14 protein-coding genes and 1 tRNA gene are annotated in these 16,210 nt (G+C 68.6%); 7 read left to right on the top strand and 8 right to left on the bottom strand.

Annotation, left to right across the window (positions count from 1 at the left end; all coding sequences use genetic code 11):
* Nucleotides 1-15 precede the first annotated feature (15 nt).
* The 3 genes from ACIGII_RS11775 (at nucleotide 16) to ACIGII_RS11765 (ending at nucleotide 4,678) form a co-directional block, all read left to right on the top strand.
* On the top strand, nucleotides 16-750 hold the full coding sequence (locus tag ACIGII_RS11775) for an SIMPL domain-containing protein (RefSeq protein ID WP_399638309.1): 735 nt from the start codon (nucleotides 16-18) through the stop codon (nucleotides 748-750).
* A gap of 262 nt (nucleotides 751-1,012) precedes the next feature.
* Complete coding sequence (locus ACIGII_RS11770; protein ID WP_399638307.1) at nucleotides 1,013-1,669, top strand: energy transducer TonB; 657 nt, start codon at nucleotides 1,013-1,015, stop codon at nucleotides 1,667-1,669.
* A 180-nt stretch (nucleotides 1,670-1,849) separates the two neighbouring features.
* Nucleotides 1,850-4,678 (top strand): TonB-dependent receptor, encoded by a 2,829-nt coding sequence (locus tag ACIGII_RS11765; RefSeq protein WP_399638306.1) that lies wholly within the window; start codon nucleotides 1,850-1,852, stop codon nucleotides 4,676-4,678.
* A 131-nt stretch (nucleotides 4,679-4,809) separates the two neighbouring features.
* Here the strand turns inward: ACIGII_RS11765 and ACIGII_RS11760 are convergent.
* From ACIGII_RS11760 to ACIGII_RS11725, 8 genes are all read right to left on the bottom strand, one after another.
* Nucleotides 4,810-4,886: transfer RNA gene (locus ACIGII_RS11760), tRNA-Asn, on the bottom strand.
* A 57-nt stretch (nucleotides 4,887-4,943) separates the two neighbouring features.
* Nucleotides 4,944-5,414 carry a 23S rRNA (pseudouridine(1915)-N(3))-methyltransferase RlmH gene (gene rlmH / locus ACIGII_RS11755; RefSeq protein ID WP_399638304.1) on the bottom strand — a complete coding sequence of 157 codons (471 nt, stop codon included), beginning with the start codon at nucleotides 5,412-5,414 and terminating at the stop codon, nucleotides 4,944-4,946.
* 65 nt (nucleotides 5,415-5,479) lie between these two features.
* Nucleotides 5,480-5,875: a ribosome silencing factor gene (gene rsfS / locus ACIGII_RS11750; RefSeq protein ID WP_399638357.1), complete on the bottom strand. Its 396-nt coding sequence runs from the start codon at nucleotides 5,873-5,875 to the stop codon at nucleotides 5,480-5,482.
* A 103-nt stretch (nucleotides 5,876-5,978) separates the two neighbouring features.
* Complete coding sequence (gene nadD, locus ACIGII_RS11745) at nucleotides 5,979-6,644, bottom strand: nicotinate-nucleotide adenylyltransferase (protein ID WP_399638303.1); 666 nt, start codon at nucleotides 6,642-6,644, stop codon at nucleotides 5,979-5,981.
* 5 nt (nucleotides 6,645-6,649) lie between these two features.
* Nucleotides 6,650-7,687, bottom strand: coding sequence for a DNA polymerase III subunit delta (holA, locus tag ACIGII_RS11740; protein ID WP_399638301.1), 1,038 nt, complete (start codon nucleotides 7,685-7,687; stop codon nucleotides 6,650-6,652).
* A 26-nt stretch (nucleotides 7,688-7,713) separates the two neighbouring features.
* Entirely contained in the window at nucleotides 7,714-8,298 is a 585-nt protein-coding gene (gene lptE, locus ACIGII_RS11735) for an LPS assembly lipoprotein LptE (protein ID WP_399638300.1), read from the bottom strand.
* Between the two features lie 194 nt (nucleotides 8,299-8,492).
* On the bottom strand, nucleotides 8,493-11,132 hold the full coding sequence (gene leuS, locus ACIGII_RS11730; protein WP_399638299.1) for a leucine--tRNA ligase: 2,640 nt from the start codon (nucleotides 11,130-11,132) through the stop codon (nucleotides 8,493-8,495).
* A 190-nt stretch (nucleotides 11,133-11,322) separates the two neighbouring features.
* Nucleotides 11,323-11,934 carry a DUF998 domain-containing protein gene (locus tag ACIGII_RS11725; protein ID WP_399638297.1) on the bottom strand — a complete coding sequence of 204 codons (612 nt, stop codon included), beginning with the start codon at nucleotides 11,932-11,934 and terminating at the stop codon, nucleotides 11,323-11,325.
* 100 nt (nucleotides 11,935-12,034) lie between these two features.
* Here ACIGII_RS11725 and trxA point away from each other — a divergent pair, with 100 nt between their 5' ends.
* From trxA to ACIGII_RS11705, 4 genes are all read left to right on the top strand, one after another.
* Nucleotides 12,035-12,892, top strand: coding sequence for a thioredoxin (gene trxA / locus ACIGII_RS11720; protein WP_399638295.1), 858 nt, complete (start codon nucleotides 12,035-12,037; stop codon nucleotides 12,890-12,892).
* 279 nt (nucleotides 12,893-13,171) lie between these two features.
* A complete protein-coding gene (locus ACIGII_RS11715; RefSeq protein WP_399638293.1) occupies nucleotides 13,172-14,809 on the top strand; it encodes a CHASE2 domain-containing protein in 1,638 nt (545 codons plus the stop codon).
* Nucleotides 14,810-14,898: 89 nt separating this feature from the next.
* Complete coding sequence (locus ACIGII_RS11710) at nucleotides 14,899-15,354, top strand: DUF4442 domain-containing protein (protein WP_399638292.1); 456 nt, start codon at nucleotides 14,899-14,901, stop codon at nucleotides 15,352-15,354.
* 113 nt (nucleotides 15,355-15,467) lie between these two features.
* On the top strand, nucleotides 15,468-16,145 hold the full coding sequence (locus ACIGII_RS11705; protein WP_399638291.1) for a DUF502 domain-containing protein: 678 nt from the start codon (nucleotides 15,468-15,470) through the stop codon (nucleotides 16,143-16,145).
* The last annotated feature ends 65 nt before the right edge of the window (nucleotides 16,146-16,210 follow it).

Genomic DNA, 16,210 nt, shown 5'->3' with positions numbered 1-16,210 from the left:
CACATGGAGAGACCTATGCGCCGCCCGTCCTTGTCCCCGCTGCTGCTTGCCCTGTCCCTTGCCCTGGGAACCTCGATGACCGCCCACGCCCAGACCCCGCCTGCCATCGCCGTCCCCGCCGACAGCACCCTGCTCAACATCTCGGCCAACGCCGAAGCCCGCCGCGTGCCCGACGTGGCCACGCTGTCGGCCGGCGTGGTCACCCAGGCCACCGACGGCAACACGGCCATGCGCCAGAACGCCGAACAGATGGTCAAGGTGCTTGCCGCGATCAAGGCCGCCGGCATCGCCGAGCGCGATGTGCAGACCAGCGGGGTCAACCTCAGCCCGCAGTACCGCTACGCCGAGAATGAAGCGCCGAAGATCACCGGCTACCAGGCCAGCAACACCGTCAGCCTGAAGGTGCGCGACATCGCCAGGCTGGGCAAGGTCCTCGACGCGCTGGCCGCACAGGGCGCCAACCAGATCAACGGCCCGCAGTTCGAGATCGACAAGCCCGAGCCGGTCTATGACGAGGCCCGCCTGGCCGCACTGAAGAAGGCCCAGGCCCGCGCCGAAACCTATGCCACGTCGCTGGGCCTGCGCGTGCGCCGTATCGTCAGCATCTCCGAAAGCGGCGGCGGCAACTTCCGGCCGGTGATGATGCGCGCCGCAGCCGCACCGATGGCCGCCGATGTCTCCACCCCGGTCTCGCCCGGCGAATCGACCGTGTCGGTCAACCTGGACGTGGTCTTCGACCTGGGCCGGTAAGCCCGCCCGGTAATCGACCTGGGCCGGTGAGCCCACCCGGTCGTCGACCTGGGCCGGTGAGCCCACCCGGTCGTCGACCTGGGCCGGTGAGCCCACCCGGTAGCAGCGGACCGTTGGTCCGCTGTTTTCCTGACCGGCAGCGAAACACCCACGCCCCCCCTGCCTTCCGGCCCGCGCCGGGCTGCGGTATTGCTGTCATTGCGGGGGCCCCGCCCCTGCACGTTGGTGTTCCCGCACGCACATCTGGCAAGGAGAGTGGAGCATGGTCCGTACGCATCCCCCGGTGGTACCGCTGCAGATCGACGTCCCGCGCGTGCTCGGCTGGAGCACCGCGCTGGCCCTGCACCTGCTCGCGCTGATGCTGCTGCTGATTCCCGCCGCCTATGTGGCCGCCCCGCTGCCACGCGAGCGGACCGTGGTGAACCTGATCGCCCCGCCGGTGCCGCAGCCCGATCCGCCGCCGCTGATACAACCGCAGGAACCGGTGCCGGTGCGCGCGCCGACCACCACCCCGCGCGTGGCCCCCTTGCCCCCACCCACCGCCACGGCCGACGACGTGCTGGCGGTGCCGCCCCTGCCGGCCAGCGACGTGCAGGCGCCGACCCTGGCACCGGTCGAGCCGGCCGCGGCGGCCTCCGGTAGTGGCGTGCAGCTGCAGTACCGCACCGCGCCGCCGCCGAGCTACCCCATCGCCGCCCTGCGTGCCGGCGAGCAGGGCACGGTGACGCTGCGGGTGCAGGTCGACGCCGACGGCAGGCCGAGCAGCGTGTCCATCGAGCGCAGCAGCGGCTCGCGGGCGCTGGACAGCGCGGCACGGCAGCAGGTGCTGCGCCATTGGCGCTTCGTCCCGGCCCAGGTCGACGGGCAGGCCGTAGCGGCCGTGGGCCTGGTCCCGGTGAGCTTCTCGCTGCCACAGTGACGTGAACGACGTGGGGAGCCGGTCCGGGCTCCCCACGTCCCTTGACGCGCGTCACGAATCATACGAATTAAGCAATTTTTCACGGTTACGTCACCTGTTGGAAACCTAGATTGGCCCCGACGCGTCAATCCGTTGACGGCGCCCAGCCCAGACCCAGGTTTTCCAGTCAGGAGAGAAGCTGTGAAACACCCGATCCAACAACGCTACAACCGCCGTCGCAACCCCCTTTCCCGCTCCATTGCCATGTCGCTTACCAGCAGCGTGCTGCTGCTTGCCGGCGCCTTCGCTTCCTCCTCGGCCCTGGCCCAGGATCAGGGCGCCACCAACCTGGACCGCATCACGGTCACCGGTTCCAATATTCCCCGCACCAATACCGAAACCCCCTCCCCCGTGCAGGTGGTCACGCGCCAGGACATCGACCGCAGCGGCAAGACCACCGTGGCCGAATACCTGCAGACGCTGACGTCCGACGGTGCCGGCTCCATTCCCAAGACGTTCGGCAACGGCTTTGCCGGCGGCGGCGCGGGCATTTCGCTGCGCGGCCTGGGCGCGGGCTCCACGCTGGTGCTGTTGAATGGCCGCCGCATGGCCACCTACGGCCTGGCCGATGACGGCCAGAAGGTCTTCACCGACCTGAGCACCATCCCGCTGGATGCGGTCGAGCGCGTGGAAGTGCTCAAGGACGGCGCCTCGGCGATCTACGGCTCCGACGCCATCGCCGGCGTGGTCAACATCATCCTGCGCAGCGATTTCGATGGCGTGATCCTGCGCGGCTCGTACGGCCTGTCCGGCGACAGCGATGGCGACGCCAAGAAGGCGACCCTGACCGCCGGCACCGGCGATATCGCCGAAGACGGCTGGAACGCGTTCTTCAGCCTGGATGTCGGCAAGACCGACGCGATCAAGATCAGCGACCGCAAGAACCGCGACTGGATCGGCACCGGTGACCTGCGTCCGTGGGGCATCAGCGCGCAGGATTCGCAGTTCCTGGGCGGCGCATTCCTCGGTGGCGGCACCAGCGGCGGCGTCGGTCCCAACGGCTCGGTGTTCGATGACCGTGCCGTGACCGCCACCAGTCCGGCGTTCCTGGTTCCGTTGCCGGGCTGCGAAGGCCTGACCACCATTCCCGGGCAGACCGCCGCGTCCATCGCCGAAGACGGCTGCCTGTGGAACCCGGCCCAGCTTTACCGCGACCTGAGCCCGAAGGAGGAATACGTCAACGTATTCGGCCGCGCCAGCTTCGCCTACGGCGAAGGCGGCGAAATCTACACCGAAATCGGCTACTCGAAGAAAGAAACGGTCTTCAGCAACACGCCGTCCGGCGTGTCCGGCAGCTGGGGCTACCCGCTGGGCCCGGTCAACGCCAACAGTGGACCGGACGCCACCGTGCTCGGACCGACCCATCCGGACAACCCGATCCCCGGGCAGGCATCCCGCCTGCGTTACTCGGCGTGGGATGTGGGTCCGCGCGTGACCACCAACACCAATGAGTTCACCCGCTTCCTGGTTGGCACCAAGGGCAACTGGGGCGATTGGGGTTATGACACCGCCTACCTGCATTCGAGCACCAACCTGGTCAACAAGCGTACCGGCTTCCTGCGCTACAGCGCCGTGCAGTGCGCGTTGGGTGACCCGGCCTGCCCGGGTGGCGTCTGGCGCATCGGCGACAATGCCGGGCTGAACTCGCAGGCGCTGTACGACTACATTTCGCCGGAAATCCAGGCCAACGCCAAGTCCAGCCTGGACATGTTCGACTTCACCGTGTCGCGCAGCCTGACGGACCTCAAGGGCGGCCCGCTCGGCCTGGCGATCGGTACCGAGTGGCGCAAGACCAGCAACAGCCTGACCCCGCAGACCTATACCGACGAGGGCGACATCATCGGCCTGGGTTACTCGGCCTATGACGGTACCCAGAATGTGTACGCCGGCTACGTCGAATTGTCCGCGCCGGTGCTGGAGCAGCTGGAATTGTCCGGTGCCGTGCGTTACGACAAATATGAAAGCGGCGATGGCAAGGCCACGCCGAAGTTCGGCGTGAAGTGGACCCCGGTGGACTGGGTGGCGCTGCGTGCCACCTACGCCGAAGGCTTCCGCGCGCCGAACCCTGCCGAGAACGGCGATGGCGGCCTGGCGGCGTTTTCCACCGCGCGCGATCCCGTGCGCTGCGCCGTCAGCCCGCCGGATAGCGTGACCACCAATTGCGGTGCGCGCCCGGTCGCCATCATCACCAGCCCGAACCCGGACCTGAGGCCGGAAGAGTCCAAGAGCTACTCCTTCGGCATCGTGCTGCAGCCGACCTCGACCACGTCGTTGACGGTGGATGCATGGGAAATCAAGCGCACCAACGAGATCGCGCAGGGCAGCACCGCCGATGCGATCGCGGCGGGCAGCGTGCTGCGCGACACCGACCTGATCAACGGCATTCCCGGCACCGGCACCATCCTGGCGGTGAATACCGCCTACGTGAACGCCAACTCGTCGCGGGTGCGCGGTATCGATACCGATATCCGCCAGACCTTCGACGTCGGCCCGGGCCAGCTGGAGATGGACCTGCAGTGGAGCCATGTGCTGAAGTTCGAGCGCACCGAAGGCGACAACACCGTGGATTACGTGGGCACGCACGGCAACTGCGACGTGACCAACTGCATCGGCACGCCGGAAGACCGCATCAACTTCGGCACCACGTGGAAGCAGGATGCGTGGAGCGTGAGCGGCGTGGTCAACTACATCAGCAGCCTGGAGAACAAGGACCGCCGCGGTGGTGACTACCTCGCGTTCTATGCCGATGGCACGCCGGTGGAGAAGATCTCCTCGTTCACCACGTTCGACCTGTCCGGTCGCTACAACATCAGCGACGCGTTCGAACTGAACGCCTCGGTCCAGAACGTGTTCGACCGCACCGCCCCGCTCGACCCGACCACCTACGGCGGGGTGAACTACAACCCGCTGCACTTCAGCGGCGCGATCGGCCGTTACTTCACCGTGGGGGCCAAGTACAGCTTCAACTGATCCACATCGCACTGAACGCCGACGCCCGGGCATTGCCCGGGCGTTTTTTGTTGGCGCTGGGCAGACGCAAGACGCACCCGGGCATGCGCGCAAAAAAAAAGCCTCACATTGCTGTGAGGCTTTTCAAAACCTGGCGCCCGAAGTTGGACTCGAACCAACGACCCCCTGATTAACAGTCAAGTGCTCTAACCGGCTGAGCTATTCGGGCGGGGTGTGCATTCTAACCAGTTTTTGGCGCCGTGTAACCCTTCCGCGGCAAATTTCTTCACGCGCGGTGATAGGGATGATTGGCCAGCATCGCAGCAGCACGGTACAGCTGCTCGGCCACTACCAGCCGCACCAGCATGTGCGGCAGCGTCAGCGGGCCGATCGACCATGTTTCGTCCGCCAGTGCGGACACGTCGCTTGAATGCCCTTCCGGGCCACCGATCAGGAACGCCAGGTCCCTGCCCTGCCCACGCCAGTGCTCCAGGCGCTGGGCCAGCTGTTCGGAACTGAGCTGGCGACCGGGTACGTCCAGCGCCACCACATAAGCGTTCTTGGGCAATGCGGCGATCACCCGCTTTCCTTCGTCCTCCGTGGCGCGGCGCGCGTCGCGGCCCTTGCCGCGCAGGCCGGGTTCGATTTCCACCAGGTCGAACGGCAACCAGTGCGAGAGCCGTTTCTGGTACTCGGCAAAGCCCTGCGCCACCCAGCTGGGGGCGCGCTCACCGGTGGCGATCAGCCTGGCTTTCATCGTCGTGCTCCTTCAAATGACAACGGCGCCACCCGGCGCCGTCGTCGTCACCACGCCCGCAACGCTCAGCGCGCGGCGTAGTCGTCTTCGTCGTCGCCCTCATCGAGCAGGCTCGGCGGCTGGTCGCCAACCGTCCACAGGCGCTCCAGCGCGTAGAACTCGCGCACCCGCGGCAGCATGACATGGACCAGCACGTCGCCCAGGTCAACCAGCACCCACTCGGCTTCGCGCTCGCCTTCCACGCCCAGCGGCATCACGCCCAGGTTCTTGGCGAACTTCACCACTTCGTCGGCAATCGACTTCACGTGGCGGCTGGAGGTGCCCGAGGCGATCACCATGAAATCGGTGACGCTGGACTTGCCGATCACGTCGATCTCGACCACGTCCCTGGCCTTCAGTTCTTCGGTGGCCTGGCGCACGCATTCCAGCAGCTGCTGGGTGGACGGCGCCGGGTTCGGCATGGTGACCTTGATGGTCACGGTCTGGGGCTGGGCTTGGTCGCTCAAAGCAGGGAGACTCGATAAATGTGGCGACGATTATACGGCCCACTTCACCTGAACGTGTTCACGGGGCGCGGACCCCGTACAGGCGGTGGTCAACGATGTAATCCGCCACCCGCTCCGGTACCAGCGCGCGCCAGTCGCCGCCGTCGGCGATGCGCAGGCGCACGTCGGACGCCGATTCACTGCGCAGCGGCGCCTGCAGGTGCAGCAGGCGACCGGCGGGGGCGTCGAACACCTCGCGTTCGTGCCGGGCCCAGCGCCCCTGCACTGCCTGCTGCAGCGGCGCGGGCAGGCGCTGTTGCAGGGGGCTGCCGGGGCGGTCGGCAACGATGAAATGGGCCAGCCCGAACAGCGCCTCCCATTCGTGCCAGCCGGGCAGCCCCAGCAGGCTGTCGGCGCCCACCAGCCAGGCCAGCGGTTGGCGCGGACCGAGCTCGGCACGCAGCTCGCGCAGGGTATCGACGGTGTAGGACGGGGTCTGCGGGTGGCGCCGGGCGCGCTCCAGTTCGCGCAGGTCCAGGATCAGGCCGGCGTCGTCCTGGATGGCCAGGCCGAGCATGTCAGCGCGCTGGCGGGCGTCGGCACCGGGGGCGGGACGGTGCGGCGGGTCGGCCGCCGGCAACAGCCGCACCGCCACCTGCAGCTGGTCACGCGCCGCCCGCGCAATGGCCATGTGGCCTCGATGCACCGGGTCGAAGGTACCGCCGTAATGAATGCGCAGGCCCATCGGGCTCAGGCACGGGCCAGCAGGCGTACCGCGCGTGCTTCGGCCACGGCCACCAGCAGCCGCTCCAGGCCCAGCCAGGGATCGCCGTCGGCGCGCCCCTTGGCCATGCGGTCAACCAGCCCGGCTTCGGCCACGAAGCGCTCCCAGCGCCTGGCGTCCGGGTGGCGCTGCAGGGCGCGCTTGAACGGCGCCTGGCGCGATTCCCAGATGCCCCGGCTCTTCATTTCGGCGGCAAGGTTGCCACCGCGCGCCTGCACCCGGGCCAGCGCGGCCGTGGCCAGCATCTCGCGGATCACCATCGGCATCAGCGCCGCCACCGCCTCGCCTTCACCGCGCAGCCCGGCCAGCATCCGCAGCACCGCCGCCGGTTGCCCGGAGAAGGTGGCGTCCAGCAGCCGGAACACGTCGTAGCGCGCCGCGTCGGCGACCAGCGATTCCATGGTGTCTACATCCAGGGTCTGGCCATGGGCCAGCAATGCCAGTTTGTCGATTTCCTGCGCGGCCGCCAGCAGGTTGCCTTCGACCCGCTCGGCCAGCCGCTGCACGGCGGCCGGGTCGGCGCGCAGGCCCTGCTGGCGCAGACGGCGCTCGATCCAGTCGGGCAGTTCGTGCGGCTTGATCGCCCACGCCACCGAGAGCACGCCGACGCGATTGACCGCCTCGGCCCACTTGCCCTGGTGGGCCTTGCTCCATTCGTTGCAGGTGATCAGCAGGATCACGTCCGGCGCCGGGTTGGCGCAGAACCCGGTGATCGCTTCCGCGCCGTCCTTGCCCGGCTTGCCGGTGGGCAAGCGCAGCTCCACCAGCCGGCGCGCACTGAACAGGCTGGGCGCGTTGAAGGTCGCCTCGAGCTGGTTCCAGTCGAAATCGCGGCCGTCGGCGTCGAACACCTCGCGCTCGCTGATGCCATCGGCGCGCGCCCTGGCGCGCACCGCGTCGGCCGCCTCCAGCACGCGCAGGGTTTCCGGCCCGGCGATCAGGTACACCGGTACCAGCGCCTGGTTGGCCAGGTGCCCGGCGAGTTGTTCGGGGCGCAGTTCCATCGTCAGGCCGGTCCGTGCGCGACCGGTCAGCCGCCCTGCGGCGGCGTGGCCGGTGTCGGCGCGGCCGGGGTGGCCGCAGGTTCGGCCGCCGGCGGGTTCAGTCGACCGCGTTCGATCTCGGCGCGCACCACGCTGTCGATGCGGCGCAGGATCGAGGCCGACATTTCACGACGCAGTTCGTCGGCCAGGATTTCGCGCTCGGTGGTGGTACCGGTGGCGTCGGTGGGCGGCGACACGTAATCGCGCGACAACTCGATCACCTGCTGCGGCACCAGGTCACTGCCGTCCTCGCGGCGGAAGACGAAGATCACCGCGTAGCGAAGGCTGTATTCCTGCGCGCGCCCCTGCGCGTCGATGGCGATGGGCAGGTCGCCCCAGCGCTCGGACAACACCTGCAGCTGCGCTGCCGGCTGCTTGCTGTCGGCATCGGCAATCTGCGCGCCGGACGCCATGAGGCCGCGACGCAGCAGCTTGGCCAGTTCACTGTAGGGGGCGGTGGACACCACCTTCACCGCTGCGGTATCGGCGGGCAGCATCAGCTTGTTGCGCAGATGGAAGCCACACCCGGCCAGGGTAGCGGTGAGGACAAGGGCAAGCAGGAATCGGGTCATATGGACAGTCTGGATGAGCCGGGCTCGCCCGGCAACAGGAAAGAAGGGTCCCTCGTACGATGCCCGACCCCACGTGAACACCGCTTGAGAACAGCGCCGTCGTCCTGCGCACGCAACAATTCGTGGTGCCACGCCCTGCGCGGCAGCCATCCGAAGACGGGGCCGTGACCCTCCACGGCCCGCCCGACCGACGTTTACGCCGCCACGATGTTGACGATCTTGCCCGGCACGATGATCACCTTGCGCACGGTCATCCCTTCCAGGAACTTCGCCGCATTCGGCTCGGCCAGGCCCAGCGCTTCGATCTGGTCGCGCGGGGCGTCGGCCGCCACCTCGATGGTGCCGCGCAGCTTGCCGTTCACCTGCACCGCCAGGGTCAGCGCATCGCGGACCAGCGCGGCGCTGTCGGCCTGCGGGAACGGCTGGTCTTCCAGCAGCGTTTCGCCATGGCCCAGCACCTGCCACAACGCATGGCTGGCATGCGGGGTGATCGGATTGAGCAGCAGCACGGTGGCCTGCAGCGCCTCCTGGCGCACCGCGCGGCCCTGCGCCGAGCCGTCATCGAACTTCGCCAGCGCGTTCATCAGCTCCATCACTGCCGCGATGGCGGTGTTGAAGCTGTGGCGGCGGCCGTAATCGTCGCCCACCTTGCCGATGGTTTCATGGGTCTTGCGGCGCAGCGCCTTCTGTTCGGCGGTGAGCGCAGCCACCTCCAGCGCCGGGGCAACGCCCTCGGCGGCATGCTTCTGCACCTGCGCCCACAAGCGGCGCAGGAAGCGCGCCATGCCGTCCACGCCGGCTTCGTTCCACTCCAGCGACTGCTCCGGCGGCGCGGCGAACATCGAGAACAGGCGCACGGTGTCGGCGCCGTAGCGACTGACCATGGCCTGCGGGTCCACGCCGTTGTTCTTGGACTTGGACATCTTCTCGGTGCCGCCGATCTCCACCGGCTGGCCGTCGGCGATCAGCACCGCCCCGGTGATGCGGCCGCGCTCGTCGCGCTGCACGTCCACGTCGGCGGGATTGATCCAGTCCTTCGAGCCGTCCGGGTTCTGGCGGAAGTAGGTCTCGGCGATCACCATGCCCTGGCACAGCAGGTTCTTCGCGGGCTCGTTGCTGTCCACCATGCGCGCATCGCGCAGCAGCTTGTGGAAGAAACGGAAGTACATCAGGTGCAGGATGGCGTGTTCGATGCCGCCGATGTACTGGTCCACCGGCAGCCAGTAGTTGCCGCGCTTGTCCACCGCGTCGCGGGCACCCGGCGAGGTGTAGCGCGCGTAGTACCAGCTCGACTCCATGAAGGTGTCGAAGGTGTCGGTTTCGCGCTCGGCCGCACCGCCGCAGTCCGGGCAGGTGGTCCTGCGCCATTCCGGGTCGGCCTTGATCGGCGAGCCGGTGCCGACGAAATTGACGTTCTCCGGCAGTACCACCGGCAGCTGTTCTTCCGGCACCGGCAGTGCGCCGCACTTGGCGCAGTAGATCACCGGGATCGGGCAGCCCCAATAGCGCTGGCGGCTCACGCCCCAGTCGCGCAGGCGGTAGTTCACGCGGCGCTGGCCCTGGGCCTTGCGCTCGAAGCGTTCGGCCAGCGCCTCGAAGGCGCCCTGGAAGTCCAGGCCGTCGAACTCGTCGGAATTGACCAGTTCGGTCTCGCGGGTCTTGTCGCCGTACCAGTCCTGCCAGTTGCGCGGGTCGTAGGCGGTTTCGTCCTTGCGTGGGGATTTCAGCGCGATCACCTGGCGGATCGGCAGGTCGTACTTGTTGGCGAACTCGAAGTCGCGCTGGTCATGCCCGGGAACGGCCATGACCGCGCCGGTGCCGTAGCCCATCAGCACGAAGTTGGCCACCCACACCGGCACCTGGACGCCGGTCACCGGGTGCACCGCGCGCAGGCCGGTGTCCATGCCGCGCTTTTCCTGGGTTTCCAGTTCCGCCTCGGACACGCCGCCCTGCTTCATCTCGGCCAGCAGCGCGGCCAGCGCCGGGTTCGACTTCGCCGCGTGCTGGGCCAGCGGATGCTCACCGGCGATCGAGACGAAGGTCACGCCCATCACCGTGTCCGGGCGGGTGGTGAACACGCGCACCGAATCCAGCGCGCTGCCATCGGCGTCGCGCACGTCGAACTGGATCTCCAGCCCTTCGGAGCGGCCGATCCAGTTGCGCTGCATGGTCTTGACCGATTCCGGCCAGCCCGGCAGTTCATCCAGGCCGTCCAGCAGTTCCTGGGCGTAATCGGTGATGCGCAGGAACCACTGCGGAATCTCGCGCTTTTCCACCAGCGCGCCGGAGCGCCAGCCACGCCCGTCGATGACCTGCTCGTTGGCCAGCACGGTCTGGTCGATCGGGTCCCAGTTCACCACCGCGTTGCGGCGGTAAGCCAGGCCCTTGCGCATCAGGCGGGTGAACATGCGCTGCTCGTGCACGTAGTACTCGGGCGTGCAGGTGGCGAATTCGCGCGACCAGTCGATGGCGTAACCCATGGCCTTGAACTGGCCACGCATGTGCTCGATGTTGGCGTAGGTCCACTTGGCCGGCGCCGTCTTGTTCTTGATCGCCGCGTTTTCCGCCGGCAGGCCGAACGCGTCCCAGCCCATCGGCTGCAGCACGTTGTGCCCGGTCATCCGCTTGTAGCGGCTGATCACATCGCCGATGGTGTAGTTGCGCACATGGCCCATGTGCAGCGCGCCGGACGGGTACGGCAGCATCGAAAGACAGTAGTACTTCGGCTTGTCCGAAGACTCGGTCACTTCGAAGGCACGGGTGGCGTCCCAGAACTTCTGGGCGGCCGATTCAACCTGCTGCGGATCGTAAACGTTGGGTTCGACGCTGGTCATGGAAAACACAGTTGCGGCGGCAAAGCGGCACAGGGTACCGCAGTGCGGCAAAGGGCTCCAATCGCCGCGATGGACGACGCCGAACCGGAACGCCATCCCGTTGATAAATCAGGGAATTGCCCGGCCAGGCCGTCCCGGGCCCGGCGCCGCGCCGCGCCTTGCCGCGTCGATTGCGGCCCACCCGGCCCGATCAGGCCTGGCGAACCGTGGCCGCAACCGGCACGGCGGCCGCCAACCACGCCGCCCAGGCGACGAAGGCCAGCCGCTGGGCCACCGGCGCGGGCATCACCGCCTGCAGCACGAACGCGCCCACCAGCACCGCCAGCCCCGCCGCCACGTGCAGCGCGGCCAGTCGCCCCCACCCGGCCAGGCGACGCGCGCCGAACCCGGACATCACTGCCCCGGGAACGAACGCCAGCACCCAGACCATCCACGCGCTGGCATGGAACTGGCTCGCGGGGCTGTCGATATCGGTCGGGTCAAGCGGCAATACGCCCATGGCGGCGAAGGCCAGCCCGGACAGCACCAGCATCTGCCCGCCCACCCGCAGCGTCCACGGCGCGGTGACCGGCACCCGCGTCAGCAGGCGCAGCGCGACCAGCGCGGCCAGCAGGCCCGGCAGCACGAATCCGAGCAGATCGAAGGCCAGGGCATGCGGCACCCCGGTCGCGCCCAGCAGGGCCACCGGATGGCCCAGCGGCAGGTAGCCGGGCAACACCGCGCCAAACCCCAGCACCGAGGCCAGGAACAGCACCGCCGCCAGTGCGCCCAGCAGGGGATCGAATCGTTGCAGGGTCTTCATGTGGCCGTTCTCCGCCGATACGCCGCGCCCGTGATTGGGGTTGCTTCTCAATATGGCCGGCACCATACACTGGGTACATCATTTATCGTTGATTCCGACCATGAGCGAACTGTCCTACGTCTTTGACGCCACCACCGAGACCTTTGAAGCGCAGGTGCTGCAGAAGTCGCTGCAGACCCCGGTGCTGGTCGATTTCTGGGCGACCTGGTGCGAACCCTGCAAGACCCTGGGCCCGATGCTGGAGAAGCTGGCCGACGAGTACAACGGCGCGTTCGAGCTGGCCAAGGTGGATGTGGACAAGGAGCAGCAGATCGCTGCTGCGTTCCAGATCCGTTCCGTGCCGACCGTGTTCCTGGTGAAAGGCGGCCAGATCGTTGACGGCTTCCCTGGCGCGCTGCCGGAAGGCCAGCTGCGCGAGTTCCTGACCCAGCACGGCGTGCTGCCGGCCGAAGCGGTCGCGCCGGAAGCCGACGCACCGGCACCGCTGGATCCCCAGGCGCAGGTCGACGTCCTGCGCGCCAGCATCGCCGCCGAGCCGGGCAAGGACGAACTGAAGCTGGACCTGGCGCTGGCCCTGCTGCAGACCGGTGGCACCGACGAAGCCAGCGCACTGATCGACGCGTTGCCGGCCAACCTGTCCACCGACGACCGCGCCGTGCGTGCGCGTGCCCGCCTGGATTTCGCCAAGGCCCTGCAGAACGCCCCGGCCCCGGAGCAGCTGGAGGCTCGCATCGCCGCCGACGGTGGCGACCTGCAGGCCCGCCACCTGCGCGGCGTGCAACTGCTGCTGGGCGGCAATGACGAGGCGGCGCTGGAGCAGTTCCTGGCCATGCTGCGGCAGGACGGCGCCTACAGCGACGGCCTGCCGCGCAAGCTGCTGATCGATGCCTTCAAGGTGATCGACGACGCCGCGCTGGTCGGCCGGTACCGGCGTTCGATGTCCGCCCTGCTGTTCTGATCGCCGCCGGTGCGGTGAGGGCACGCGCAACCGGGCCCTGGATGCCCGCCACGGTCCGCCCCGGGGAGCACGGGCGACCCGGCTGCGGGCCCCGGAAACACGGCGTCCGGGTCCCCTGCTGGCCCCCCGTGCACGGAAACCAGTAGCGCGGGCCACCCGCAACCGGGTAGAAGTGGTGCGCGCCGACCAGCCGGAGATTGAGTTGTTCGCCAGGGACACCGCCGACGCCCCGCTTACCGTGCCCGACCTGCCGCCCGGCGGCGGTTGCAGGCTGCCGCTGTGAAGCCGGCTGCGCTTTCCTGGCCCCGGCGCCTCGTGCTTGCGGTGCTGGCAGGCGTGCTGGCGGCCGCGGCCAGCGCCGGGCAGTGGCTCTGGAAGCAGGACGAGGCGGTCTACGACACGTTCGTCGCCCAGTGGGATTACCCCCCCGACCCGCAGCTGCTGGTGGTGGCGATCGACGACGCCAGCCTGCAGCAGCTGGGGCCCTGGCCGTGGCCACGCTCCACCCATGCCCGCCTGCTCGACCGGCTGACCGCCGCCGGCAGCCGCCGCGTGGCGCTGGACCTGGTGCTGTCCGAGCCGGATCGCCAGGACAGCGCGCAGGATGCCGAGCTGGCGGCGGCGATCCGCCGCAACGGACAGGTGGTGCTGCCTGTCCTTGCAGCGTCCTCGACCGGGTCGCACATGGCCGAAGAACGGCTGCCCATTCCGCTGATCGCCGCCAATGCCTCCACGCTGGGCCACAGCGATGTCGACGTGGACGCCGACGGCGTTGCACGCGGCCTGTACCTGAGCGCCGGGATCGGCTCACCGCACTGGCCCGCACTGGGCCTGGCCCTGGCCAACCTGCGCGGCCCGCTGCCCGGCCTGCGCGCCCCCGATCCGCCTCCGGCCTCGCCCTACCAGTGGCACCGCAACCATTACGTCCGCGTGCGCTTCGCCGGCCCGCCCGGGCGCATTCCGCAGGTGTCCTACGCAGCGGTGCTCAACGGCGACATCGATCCTGCCCTGCTGCGCGACCGGTTGGTCCTGGTGGGCATGACCGCCAGCGCCCTCGCCCCGCGCCTGCACATCCCGACGGCGCGCGGGCGCGGGATGAGCGGGACCGAATACCAGGCCAACGTGGCCTCGATGCTGCTCAGCGGCAAGGCCATCAACGTGCTGGCGCCACCGTGGCAGGCCCTGCTGAGCGCCCTGCTGGTGGCGCTGTGCGCGCTGGGCCTGACCGCGCCACGCGCGCTGGCAAGCGCGGTGCTGGCCGTGCCGCTGACCCTGTTGAGCAGCTTCGCCTTGCTGCGGGTGGGCCAGCTGTGGTTTGCGCCTGCCGCCGCCCTGGCCTGCATGCTGGCGCTGATCTGCGCGTGGGTGCTGTGGCGGATCATCGCGTGGCGCCGCCAGGCCAGCAGCGATGCGCTGACCGGGCTGGGAAACCGGCTCCGGTTCGAACAGGTGCTGCAGCAGGAACACGACGCCGCCCGACGCAGCGGTCGGCCATTGACCCTGGCGTTGATCGACGTGGACCACTTCAAACAGCACAACGACCGCCACGGCCATCCCGCCGGCGATGCCGTGCTGCGCCGGATCGCCGCCGAGATGCGCGCCCACGCGCGTCGCCCACGCGACATGGCGGCCCGCTTCGGCGGGGACGAATTCGGCCTGCTGTTGCCCGACACCACCGCCGAAGGCGCGGTGCAGGTGATCCAGGACCTGATCGCATCCGTCCGGCAGAGGCCGCTGGCTGACGGCGCCGCAGACCCGGACCAGATCACCCTCAGCGTGGGCCTGTACACGCATGTCCCTACACCCACCACCGAACCGCGCCACTATTTTGAGGGCGCGGAGGCAGCGCTGTGCCGGGCCCAGGCCGCCGGCCGTGACGGCTATGCCGTGGACGAGGGCGGTAACGAGGTGCCCTGACAGCCTGCGGGACACGCATGGCGTGTCGCTACGTCCATACGCCTGCGAATGTTAGACTCGCGCCACCTCCCCCTGCCCGACCGACGCCGATGAAAGCCAGCCTGTTCCGCCTCGGACTCAACCTGTGGCCGCCGTTCCTGTTTACCGGGATCCATGTCACCGAGGTCGATGCCGACTATCGGTTCGTCCGGGTCGAACTGCGCATGCGGCCGTGGAACCGGAACTATGTGGGCACGCATTTCGGCGGCAGCCTGTTTGCGATGACCGATCCGTTCTGGATGCTGACGGTGATGCAGAACCTGGGCCGGGATTACTACGTGTGGGACCGGGCCGGGGAGATCGAATTCCTGAAGCCCGGCCGTGGAACGGTCAGCGCCGAGTTCCGGCTGGACGATGCGCTGCTGGACCAGCTGCGGGCGGCCACCGCCGGCGGGGAGAAGTACCTGCACTGGTTCAGCAACGACATCGTGGATGCACACGGTGAGGTGGTGGCACGCGTACGCAAGCAGGTGTACCTGCGCCTGAAGCCCAAGGCCCGCGCGTAGGGACACGCCATGCGTGTCCGGCGCGATGTCCGGCACCCCGTGGGACACGCATGGCGTGTCGCTACGCCGGGCTGGGACGTTCCGGCGGCCCGCCGCCCCGGTACACTACGACGATGTCGCCCGAAGCCCCCCACCTTGTTCCGCGCCCTTCCCTGCAGCGCCTGTTCCTGACCGGCCTGCTCACCCTGCTGCCGATCTGGCTGACCTGGGTGGTGATCAAGTTCGTGTTCGTGCTGCTGTCGGGCATCAGCAGCCCGGTGGTGGTGCCGCTGTCGGCGCAGATCGCCGCCTCGTTCCCGCACTACCTGGGCTGGGTCAAGGTGGAGTGGATGCAGAACGTGATCGGCCTGCTCGCCACGCTGCTGGTGATCCTCAGCGTCGGCGTGCTCAGCCGCCGGGTGATCGGCCAGCGCCTGCTGCGCTGGTTCGGCGCGGTGATCAAGCGCATTCCGCTGGCGAGCACCATCTATGAAAGCGCCAAGAAGCTGCTGGACATGCTGCAGACCGAGCCGGGTACCACCCAGCGCGTGGTGCTGATCGACTTCCCGCACCGCGACATGAAGGCGGTGGGCCTGGTGACCCGGGTGATCCGTGAACAGGGTACCGGGCGCGAACTGGCGGCGGTGTATGTGCCGACCACACCGAATCCGACGTCCGGGTATCTGGAAATCGTGCCGGTGGAGCTGCTGACGCCCACCGACTGGACCGTCGACCAGGCGATGAGCTTCATCATCTCCGGGGGCGCGGTGGCGCCTGAGACCGTGCCGTTTACGCGCGCTGGGGAGCGCTGAACAGGGATTCCTGGCGTCGGCCCAGGGTTCGCGGGACACGCGTGGCGTGTCTCTACGCTGTATGG

Origin of the sequence: Stenotrophomonas sp. NPDC077420 (assembly GCF_044543385.1) — a bacterium.
Taxonomy (GTDB): domain Bacteria; phylum Pseudomonadota; class Gammaproteobacteria; order Xanthomonadales; family Xanthomonadaceae; genus Stenotrophomonas.
The sequence above is the reverse complement of the archived record's forward strand: the minus strand, read 5'-3'. Positions and strand labels throughout refer to the sequence as shown.

Bases quoted from the DNA above. Each gene is read 5' to 3' on its own strand.
- ACIGII_RS11775 (WP_399638309.1), top strand. From the start codon at position 16: ATGCGCCGCCCGTCCTTGTCCCCGCTGCTGCTTGCCCTGTCCCTTGCC.
- ACIGII_RS11770 (WP_399638307.1), top strand. From the start codon at position 1,013: ATGGTCCGTACGCATCCCCCGGTGGTACCGCTGCAGATCGACGTCCCG.
- rlmH (WP_399638304.1), bottom strand. From the start codon at position 5,414: ATGAAAGCCAGGCTGATCGCCACCGGTGAGCGCGCCCCCAGCTGGGTG.
- rsfS (WP_399638357.1), bottom strand. From the start codon at position 5,875: ATGCCGAACCCGGCGCCGTCCACCCAGCAGCTGCTGGAATGCGTGCGC.
- nadD (WP_399638303.1), bottom strand. From the start codon at position 6,644: ATGGGCCTGCGCATTCATTACGGCGGTACCTTCGACCCGGTGCATCGA.
- holA (WP_399638301.1), bottom strand. From the start codon at position 7,687: ATGGAACTGCGCCCCGAACAACTCGCCGGGCACCTGGCCAACCAGGCG.
- lptE (WP_399638300.1), bottom strand. From the start codon at position 8,298: ATGACCCGATTCCTGCTTGCCCTTGTCCTCACCGCTACCCTGGCCGGG.
- leuS (WP_399638299.1), bottom strand. From the start codon at position 11,132: ATGACCAGCGTCGAACCCAACGTTTACGATCCGCAGCAGGTTGAATCG.
- ACIGII_RS11725 (WP_399638297.1), bottom strand. From the start codon at position 11,934: ATGAAGACCCTGCAACGATTCGATCCCCTGCTGGGCGCACTGGCGGCG.
- trxA (WP_399638295.1), top strand. From the start codon at position 12,035: ATGAGCGAACTGTCCTACGTCTTTGACGCCACCACCGAGACCTTTGAA.
- ACIGII_RS11710 (WP_399638292.1), top strand. From the start codon at position 14,899: ATGAAAGCCAGCCTGTTCCGCCTCGGACTCAACCTGTGGCCGCCGTTC.
- ACIGII_RS11705 (WP_399638291.1), top strand. From the start codon at position 15,468: ATGTCGCCCGAAGCCCCCCACCTTGTTCCGCGCCCTTCCCTGCAGCGC.